Source organism: Nocardiopsis lucentensis DSM 44048, from assembly GCF_000341125.1.
GTDB classification, from domain to species: Bacteria; Actinomycetota; Actinomycetes; order Streptosporangiales; family Streptosporangiaceae; genus Nocardiopsis; species Nocardiopsis lucentensis.
In genome coordinates, this window is sequence record NZ_ANBC01000082.1 from 1 (window position 1) to 9,338 (window position 9,338).

Genomic DNA, 9,338 nt, shown 5'->3' on the forward strand with positions numbered 1-9,338 from the left:
CGCTCGGCCACCGCGTCGATGTGCGCCAGCACCCGCTCGTCCACGTCCACGACCTCGGCGCGCGCCCTCGGGCACACCAAGGTCACCGCCAGCGCGGTCAGGTCGTGGTCGCCCACGCACAGCAGCACCCGGTCGTCGAGGTCGAACCGCGTGGTCAGGAAGAGCGCGCGCCGCAGTGCCGTCTCCGCGGTCGCCGCCACGTGGTCCAGGTTCGGGTCGGAGGCGGGGCCCTCACTCACGGCCCGGGTCAGGATCGCGCCCGCCCGCGCGTGCCGGGGGAGCAGGTGGGCCACGGGGTCGGCCAGTTCGTCCGCCGCGGCGCCCCGGTACTCGGAAGGGGCGACCAGGCGCACCCTGCGCTGTCCGTCACCGCTCTCGGTGTCCAGTTCCTCGGCCTCGTCCAACTCCCTGAGCACGGCCGCCACGACCGAGTGGGCGACCCTGCTCGCGCGCACGAGGTCGTTGGCGCTCCACCACCGCCCGTCCGAGAGCAGGGCGAGGATCCGGCGGACCCGGGGCGCGTCCACACCCTGGTCGAGCAGCAGTCGCAGAGCCGCCTGCGGCAGGAGCTGNCGGTGACCGTGGGGTGTGGGCGGTCGGGTGCGCGTACGCGGCGCCGGGGTGGTCCGGGCCGGGGGAAGTCGGGTGTCCTGCCATGCCCTGATCGTCCCACGTACGGGCGGTGGGGGTGGAATCGCTGGTCAGGGCGGTTCGGGGCGGATGAGGGAGATATCACTCACGAGCGGGCGGAACACCCCTTGGAGGTGGCGTTAACACCGGGGTAATGTGGGTGTGCGGAGCGCCATGTTCACGTTCTGATGTGGAGGGACCCGGCCACCAGTCGAGGTTTAATCCACTTTGGGAGGTTTAGCCGGGTTCCCAGGTGGAAGATACGGCTAGGCCAGCCCTCATCGGAGAACCCCTCCGAGAGGGACCCGTGCTCCCTTCCGCGAGGGGGCACAGCCCCGGAGTCGAGGGCGCACCGCGGCTCCACTTGGTCTAGACCTGCGATTCGCATCGCGGCTGGACCGACATGTATAAGAGAACCTGCCCGAACCACGGGCGACCCTCCGCTACTGCGGCCACGAGGACGTGACCGCCCCGACGGTAACGGACAGGGACGCCCCGCACACGGGAACCGGCCGTAACCCGGCCACACAACCGAATCTTGACGCAGCAGGGCCAATGTCGTCCCGGATGCGCTTTTCACGAAGCCGACGAAAGACGACAGGAGGGTAGATGCCTGCTGCTCAGGTGCGGCGTTCGTCCGTCCGAACGAACGCGGAAGCCACGTCCCAGGGCCTGTACGACCCCGCCTTCGAGCACGACGCCTGCGGTGTGGGCTTCGTCGCCGACCTCAACGGCCGACGCAGCCACGAGATCGTCCAGAAGGCACTCACCGTCCTGCGCAACCTCGACCACCGAGGCGCCTCCGGGGCCGACCCCGACGACGGTGACGGCGCGGGCATCCTCACCCAGATCCCGCACGAGCTCTACACCGAGGTCTGCGACTTCGACCTGCCCGACGCCGGCGCCTACGCCACCGGTATCGCCTTCCTGCCCGCCGACGCCGCCGCCCGTGCGGACGCCGTCGCGCGCATCGACGCCATCGTCGCCGACGAGGACCTGACCGTTCTCGGCTGGCGCGAACTGCCCTTTGAACCGCAGTACAGCGGCCCCGCCGCCCGTGAGGCCATGCCCTCCTTCGGCCAGCTGTTCATCACCGGCCGCCAGGGCACCCCCACCGAAGGCCTCACCGGCATCGCCCTGGAGCGCTACGCCTACTGCGTCCGCAAGCGCGCCGAACACGAGACCGACGTCTACTTCCCGAGCCTGTCCCCGCGGACCATCGCCTACAAGGGCATGCTCACCACCCCGCAGCTGGAGCCGTTCTTCCCCGACCTGTCCGACCGGCGCTACACCTCCGGCCTGGCCCTGGTCCACTCCCGGTTCTCCACCAACACGTTCCCGTCCTGGCCGCTCGCCCACCCGTTCCGCTACGTCGCGCACAACGGCGAGATCAACACCGTCAAGGGCAACCGGAACATGATGCGGGCGCGCGAGGCCAAGCTCGCCACCGACCTCATCCCCGGCGACCTCGACCGGATCTTCCCCATCGTCGACCCCGACGACTCCGACACCGCCTCGCTCGACGACGCCCTCGAACTGCTCCACCTGGGCGGACGCTCGCTCCCGCACGCGGTGCTCATGATGATCCCCGAGCCCTGGGAGAACCACACCGAGATGGACCCGGCCGTCCGGGCCTTCTACGAGTTCCACTCCACCCTCATGGAGCCCTGGGACGGACCCGCCTCGGTCACCTTCACCGACGGCACCGTCGTCGGCGCCGTCCTGGACCGCAACGGCCTGCGCCCCGGCCGCTACTGGGTCACCGACGACGGCCTCGTCGTCCTGGCCAGCGAGGCCGGCGTCCTCGACATCGACCCGGCCGCCATCGTCCGCAAGGGACGCCTCCAGCCCGGCCGCATCTTCGTCGTGGACACCGACCAGGGCCGCATCATCGAGGACGAGGAGATCAAGGCCGAACTGGCCGCCGAACACCCCTACCAGGAGTGGATCGACGCCGGCCTCGTGCGCCTGACCGACCTGCCCGACGCCGAACCCACCCCGGTCGCCGAACTCAACCTCGCCCAGCAGGTGTTCGGCTACACCGAGGAGGACCTCCGCGTCATCCTCACCCCGATGGCCCGCACCGGCGCCGAACCCATCGGATCCATGGGCACCGACACACCCGTCGCCGCCCTCTCCGACCGGTCCCGCCAGCTCTTCGACTACTTCTCGCAGAACTTCGCGCAGGTCACCAACCCGCCACTGGACGCCATCCGCGAGGAGATGGTCACCAGCCTCAACACCCTGCTCGGAGCCGAGGGCAACCTCCTCAAGGCCGAAGCGGGCGACACCCGGCGCCTCGTCCTGTCCACACCCGTGGTCGACCAGGCCCAGCTCGCCGCCATCGTCAAGGCCGGAACCACCAACCCGGCCCTGCGCACCTTCACCGTCGACGGCACCTACCCCGTCGACGGCGGCGGCGACGCGCTCTCCGCACGCCTCGACGAGATCAACACCGAGGTGTCCCAGGCCATCGCCGACGGCGCCCACATCCTCGTGCTCAGCGACCGCGGCGCGGACGCCACGCGCGCGCCCATCCCGTCGCTGCTGCTCACCGGCTCCGTCCACCACCACCTCGTGCGCGAGAAGACCCGAACCGAGGTCGGACTGGTCGTCGAGGCCGCCGACGTGCGCGAGTGCCACCACGTCGCACTCCTCATCGGCTACGGCGCCTCCGCCGTCAACCCGTACCTGGCCCTGGCCAGCGTCCAGGACCTGGTCGAGCGCGGCGTCATCGGCGGCATCGACGCCGACCAGGCCGTCGCCAACACCGTCAAGGCGTTCGGCAAGAGCGTCCTGAAGATCATGTCCAAGATCGGCGTGTCCACGGTCAGCTCCTACACCGGCGCGCAGATCTTCGAGGCCCTCGGCCTCGGCCCGGAGGTCATCGACCGGTGCTTCACCGGCACCACCTCCCGCCTCGGCGGCGTCGGCTTCGACGTCCTCGCCGAGGAGGTCGCCATCCGCCACCGCCGCGCCCACACCGCCAACCCCAACGCCCACCGGCGCCTGGAGGTCGGCGGCGAGTACCAGTGGCGCCGCGAGGGCGAGCCGCACCTGTTCAACCCCGAGACGGTCTTCAAGCTCCAGCACTCCACCCGCACCCGCCGGTACGAGATCTTCAAGGAGTACACCTCCAAGGTCGACGACCAGGCCGAGAAGCTCATGACCCTGCGCGGACTCTTCCGCCTCAAGGAGGGCGTGCGCGAACCGGTCCCGATCGACGAGGTCGAGCCCGTCTCCGCGATCGTCAAGCGCTTCTCCACCGGCGCCATGTCCTACGGCTCCATCTCCGCCGAGGCGCACGAGACCCTCGCCATCGCGATGAACCGCCTCGGCGGCAAGTCCAACACCGGCGAGGGCGGCGAGGACCCGGCCCGCTTCACCCGCGACGCCAACGGCGACCTGCGCCGCAGCGCCATCAAGCAGGTGGCCTCCGGCCGGTTCGGCGTCACCTCCCACTACCTCACCAACGCCGACGACATCCAGATCAAGATGGCCCAGGGCGCCAAGCCCGGTGAGGGCGGCCAACTGCCCGGCCACAAGGTCTATCCGTGGGTGGCGCAGACCCGCCACTCCACCCCCGGCGTCGGGCTCATCTCCCCGCCGCCGCACCACGACATCTACTCCATCGAGGACCTCGCCCAGCTCATCCACGACCTTAAGAACGCGAACCCGTCCGCGCGGGTCCACGTCAAGCTGGTCTCCGAGGCCGGAGTCGGCACCGTCGCCGCCGGCGTGTCCAAGGCCCACGCCGACGTCGTGCTCATCTCCGGCCACGACGGCGGCACCGGCGCCTCCCCGCTGAACTCGCTCAAGCACGCGGGCACCCCCTGGGAGCTCGGCCTCGCCGAGACCCAGCAGACCCTGCTGCTCAACGGGCTGCGCGACCGCATCGTCGTCCAGACCGACGGCCAGATGAAGACCGGCCGCGACGTCGTCATCGCCGCCCTGCTCGGCGCCGAGGAATACGGTTTCGCCACCGCACCCCTCGTCGTCTCCGGCTGCGTCATGATGCGCGTGTGCCACCTCGACACCTGCCCCGTCGGCGTCGCCACACAGAACCCGACCCTGCGCGAACGCTTCTCCGGCAAGGCCGAGTACGTCGTCAACTTCTTCGAGTTCATCGCCCAGGAAGTCCGCGAGTACCTCGCCCAGCTCGGCTTCCGCAGCCTCGACGAGGCCATCGGCGCCGTCGACCTGCTCGACACCACCGAGGCCGTCGACCACTGGAAGGCCCAGGGCCTGGACCTGAACCCGATCCTGCACGAGGTCGAGCCCTGGGCGGGCGACCACCGGATGCACACCCGCACCCAGGACCACGGCCTGGAGAAGGCCCTGGACAACACCCTCATCCAGCTCGCCGAGGGTGCCCTGGACTTCGGACAGCCCGTCAAGCTCGAACTGCCGGTACGCAACGTCAACCGCACCGTCGGCACGATGCTCGGCCACGAGGTCACCAAGCGCCACGGCGCCGACGGCCTCCCCGCGAACACCATCGACATCACCTTCACCGGATCCGCCGGCCAGTCCTTCGGCGCGTTCGTGCCCAAGGGCGTCACCCTCCGCCTCGAGGGCGACGCCAACGACTACGTCGGCAAGGGCCTCTCCGGCGGCCGCCTCATCGTCCGCCCCGACCGGTCCTCCCAGCTCGCCGCTGAGGACCACATCATCGCGGGCAACGTCATCGGCTACGGCGCCACCTCCGGCGAGATCTTCCTGCGCGGCATCGCCGGCGAACGCTTCTGCGTCCGCAACTCCGGCGCCACCGCCGTCGTCGAGGGCATCGGCGACCACGGCTGCGAGTACATGACCGGCGGCCGCGCCGTCATCCTCGGCCGCACCGGCCGCAACTTCGCCGCGGGCATGTCCGGAGGCGTCGCCTACGTCCTCGACCTCGACCCCCACCGGGTCAACCCCGAGATGGTCGACATCGAGGAACTCACCGACGAGGACCGCGTCCTCCTCACCGACGTCCTCACCCGCCACCGCGACGAGACCGGCTCCGCCGTCGCCGAACGACTCCTCGCCGACGGCCCCGCCGCCCTCGACCGCATCGCCAAGGTGATGCCGCGCGACTACAAGCGGGTCCTGCTCGCCCAGGCCGAGGCCGAACGCGACGGCCGCGACGTCAACGAGGCCGTCATGGCCTCCGCGCAGTCCTGAGCGTCAGCGAACACGAAAGGAGGAACACACACCATGGCTGACCCCAAGGGTTTCCTGAAGATCACCGAACGCGAACTGCCCGCCCACCGCCCGGTGGACGTGCGCATCCAGGACTGGCGCGAGGTCCACGAGGACTTCGACCGGGGCACCGTCACCAAGCAGGCCTCGCGCTGCATGGACTGCGGCATCCCCTTCTGCCACAACGGCTGCCCGCTCGGCAACCTCATCCCCGAGTGGAACAACCTCGTCTACACCCACGACTGGGCCGAGGCGATCGAACGCCTGCACGCCACCAACAACTTCCCCGAATTCACCGGACGGCTCTGCCCCGCCCCCTGTGAATCCGCGTGCGTGCTCGGCATCAACCAGCCCGCCGTCACCATCAAGAACGTCGAGGTCTCCATCATCGACCGCGCGTGGGAGGAGGGCTGGGTCAAGCCCCTGCCCCCCACCACCCGCACCGGCAAGAAGGTCGCCGTCGTCGGCTCCGGCCCCGCCGGACTCGCCGCCGCACAGCAGCTCACCCGCGCCGGACACGACGTCACCGTCTACGAGCGGGCCGACCGCATCGGCGGCCTCCTGCGCTACGGCATCCCCGAGTTCAAGATGGAGAAGCGGCACATCGACCGCCGCCTCGCCCAGATGACCGCCGAAGGCACCACCTTCCGCACCAGCGTCGACATCGGCGTCGACATCACCGTCGACCAGCTCCGCGCCGACAACGACGCCGTCGTCCTCACCGGCGGCGCCACCGCATGGCGCGACCTGCCCGCCACCGGACGCGAACTCCAGGGCATCCACCAGGCCATGGAATACCTGCCCCTGGCCAACCGGGTCCAGGAAGGCGACTACGACACCCCGGCCATCACCGCCGAGGGCAAGCACGTCGTCGTCATCGGCGGGGGGGGNACCGGCGCCGACTGCGTCGGCACCGCCCACCGCCAGGGCGCCGCCTCCGTCACCCAGCTCGAGATCATGCCCAAGCCGCCCGCCAAGCGGCCCGACCACCAGCCATGGCCCACCATGCCCATGCTGTACAAGGTCACCAGCGCGCACGAGGAGGGCGGCAAGCGGATCTACTCCGTCAACACCCTCGAATTCCTCGGCGACGAGAACGGCAACGTCCGCGCCCTCAAGCTCGTCGAGGTCAAGCGCACCGACAAGGGCTTCGAACCCGTCGAGGGCACCGAACGCGAGATCCCCGCCGACCTCGTCACCCTCGCCATGGGCTTCGTCGGCCCCCAGAAGGAGGGCATGATCGAGCAGCTCGGCGTCGAACTCGACGGACGCGGCAACGTCGTCCGCGACGCCGACTACAAGACCAGCGTCGACGGCGTCTTCTGCGCCGGAGACATGGGTCGCGGCCAGTCCCTCATCGTCTGGGCCATCGCCGAGGGCCGCTCCGCCGCCGCCGGAGTCGACCGCTACCTCAGCGAGACCACCACCCTGCCGGTCGCCATCCCGCCGACCGAACGGCCCCTGGTCTGACCCCACCACCGACGGCGCCGGGCTCGGGGACACACCCCGCGCCCGGCGCCGCCCTAGGCTGATGGCATGCTCTACCGCCTGATCGGTGACGCCGCCATGGTGACCCACCTGGCGTTCCTCCTCTACGTCGCCCTCGGCGGATTCCTCACCTGGCGCTGGCCCCGCACCCTCTGGATCCACGCCCCCGTCGCCCTCTACGCACTCGGCATCACCCTCATCGGCTGGGCCTGCCCCCTCACCCACGTCGAGAACTGGGCCCGCGCACGCGCCGGACAGACCGGACTCCCCGGCGCCAGCTTCGTCGACCACTACCTCACCGGCGTCGTCTACCCCGAGGAACACCTCCGCACGGTCCAACTCGCCGTCGCCGCGGCCGTCCTCATCTCCTGGGGCGGCCTGGCCGCATTCACCTACCGGGGGCGACGCAAGGAGAACACTCCGTAACCAGCGTAAAGATCGCATATATTGCACGGCCGACTATTCTCCGCGACGATCCGCTGGTCGTACCGTCGAAGACATGAGCGTTGTGACCTGGGACGCATACCACGCGGCGGAGCACTTCACCATGCGCACCGCGCGCCTGATCGACCGCCACCGCTTCGCCTACCACTTCCAGAGCGGCCCCGCCGCCCCGATCCGCTCCGCCCTGGCCGCCTACCGCAACCTCGACGGCGGCTACGGCAACGGACTCGACCCCGACATGCGCGGCCACGCCAGCCAGCCCGCCGCCATCGCGATCGCCCTGCGCTACCTCGACGAACTCGGCCCCATCCCGCACAACATCGGCACCGGCGCCTGCCAGTTCCTCGCCAACGTCTGCGACCCCGACGGCAGCGTCCCCTTCGTCCTGCCCACCATCCGCCACACCGAGGCCGCCCCCTGGTTCCTGGAGACCGAGGACTTCTCCGGGCGCCTCGACATCACCGCACTCATCTGCGGATACCTCCACAAACACCACATCACGCACCCCTGGCGCGACACAGCCACCGCCTACTGCTGGAAACGCGTCGACACCCTCGCCTGGACCGACCCCCACGAGGCCATCGGCGTGTGCGCCTTCCTCCAGCACGCCCCCAACCGCACCCGCGCCCTGCGGGCGGTCAACCGGCTGTCCACCATGATCCGCGCCGTCATCGACGTCCACCCCCGCGCCGAGGGCGGAGCCCACACCCCACTCGACCTGGTCCCCGACCCGCACCACATCGCCCGGCCTCTGTTCACCGACGCCGAGATCAGCCGCAACCTCGACGTCTTCGAGGAACAGCAGCGCGCCGACGGCGGCTGGGACGCCGCCCCGGGCCACTGGGACCCCGCGGCCACCCTCGAACGCGAAGGCATCCGCACCATCCAACGCCTGCGCGTCCTCCGCGCCTACGGCCGCATCGGCACCTACCTGCCCCAACCCAGGCGCGACCGGTAGGCAGGGGCCTCCGCCCCGCCCCGGACCGTCCCTAACCCAACGCCAGGAACCGCACACCGGCCGCCGACAACGCGTCCCGCTCCACACCACCCTCCGAACGGCCGGTCACCGCACGCACCGCGGCCTCAGCCGCCGCGCCACCCGACCACACCCCCGGAAACACCCGCTCCAACGCCGCCCGGTCCGCCGCACCGAACACCAGGCGCGTCACCAGATCCAACCCGGACCGCGTCGTCCACGGCTCCCGACCCAACGCGTCCGCCAGATCCCAGCCATGCAGCACCACCTCCACCACACGCGTCACCAGGAAGTCCCTCAGGAACATCGGATCACCATGCCGTGTGAACACCCGACGGTCACCGTCCTCGGCCGCCAGCCGCGCACTCAGCGCCGCCCAGCCCTCACGCAGCACCCGCCCCGGCTCCCCAGCGTCCGCGCGCCGAGCCGCGACCTCCACCGCCGACCGCACCCGCTCCCCGTTCACCTCCGAGGAGAACCGCACATCCGGCGCGTAGTACCCCGCCGCCGACACCAGCCCGACCCCCCGCCCAGGAGCCTGGGCGTCCAACATGCCGTCCACCCGCAGCACCGCCCCCACCGCGTGCGCCGCCAACGCCGCCACATCCCACGGCTC

At 70.5% G+C, this 9,338-nt stretch carries 6 protein-coding genes; 4 read left to right on the plus strand and 2 right to left on the minus strand.

The window, feature by feature from the left end; all coding sequences use genetic code 11:
- Window positions 1-527, minus strand: a 527-nt coding sequence (locus D471_RS32715; RefSeq protein WP_017597179.1) for a bis-aminopropyl spermidine synthase family protein, incomplete at its 3' end; no start/stop codon positions are given.
- A gap of 712 nt (window positions 528-1,239) precedes the next feature.
- Here D471_RS32715 and gltB point away from each other — a divergent pair.
- The 4 genes from gltB (at window position 1,240) to D471_RS0102590 (ending at window position 8,704) form a co-directional block, all read left to right on the plus strand.
- The gene (gltB, locus tag D471_RS0102575) at window positions 1,240-5,796 is read left to right on the plus strand and encodes a glutamate synthase large subunit (RefSeq protein WP_040688030.1); all 4,557 of its coding nucleotides are present in this window, start codon (window positions 1,240-1,242) and stop codon (window positions 5,794-5,796) included.
- A 33-nt stretch (window positions 5,797-5,829) separates the two neighbouring features.
- Window positions 5,830-7,284: a glutamate synthase subunit beta gene (locus D471_RS0102580; protein WP_017597181.1), complete on the plus strand. Its 1,455-nt coding sequence runs from the start codon at window positions 5,830-5,832 to the stop codon at window positions 7,282-7,284.
- Between the two features lie 66 nt (window positions 7,285-7,350).
- The gene (locus D471_RS0102585; protein WP_017597182.1) at window positions 7,351-7,728 is read left to right on the plus strand and encodes a DUF2784 domain-containing protein; all 378 of its coding nucleotides are present in this window, start codon (window positions 7,351-7,353) and stop codon (window positions 7,726-7,728) included.
- A gap of 82 nt (window positions 7,729-7,810) precedes the next feature.
- On the plus strand, window positions 7,811-8,704 hold the full coding sequence (locus D471_RS0102590) for a hypothetical protein (protein WP_017597183.1): 894 nt from the start codon (window positions 7,811-7,813) through the stop codon (window positions 8,702-8,704).
- Between the two features lie 31 nt (window positions 8,705-8,735).
- On the opposite strand, the gene D471_RS0102595 is transcribed toward D471_RS0102590, so the two are convergent.
- Window positions 8,736-9,338, minus strand: a 603-nt coding sequence (locus D471_RS0102595) for a maleylpyruvate isomerase N-terminal domain-containing protein (RefSeq protein WP_017597184.1), incomplete at its 5' end; no start/stop codon positions are given.